The following is a 301-nucleotide window of genomic DNA, read 5'->3' as shown; positions in this document are numbered from 1 at the left end:
ATACAGCACTTTGGCGTGTTGGTGTATATATAATTGCTGGAGTTGTTATATACTGAAGCATATCCAAAAAGAGCTGTTCTTTTTCTTGAGGACTTTCCCCTCTCGAAACGAACAATTTAATATTTTGACGGTTAACAGAAAAACGATGTACTACAGGATCTCGCATATTTAATTCCATCTTAATATCCTCTTCTACCTCAGGTGTAGCTGTTGCTGTCAGCGCTAGGCATGGAGGCATTCCAAATGCTCTGCGAACTTCTTTCAATCTAAGATAGTCTGTTCGGAACTCATGCCCCCATTG

At 40.2% G+C, this 301-nt stretch carries 1 protein-coding gene; it reads right to left on the bottom strand.

The genetic code is table 11. From position 1 onward, the window contains the following. A partial coding sequence (locus tag AOA60_RS32055; RefSeq protein ID WP_305887026.1) for a hypothetical protein occupies positions 1–265 on the bottom strand: 265 nt, incomplete at its 3' end. Positions 266–301 lie beyond the last annotated feature (36 nt).

This window comes from Pseudomonas sp. 2822-17 (assembly GCF_002742485.1).
GTDB classification, from domain to species: Bacteria; Pseudomonadota; Gammaproteobacteria; order Pseudomonadales; family Pseudomonadaceae; genus Aquipseudomonas; species Aquipseudomonas cyclaminis.
The sequence above is the reverse complement of the archived record's forward strand: the minus strand, read 5'-3'. Positions and strand labels throughout refer to the sequence as shown.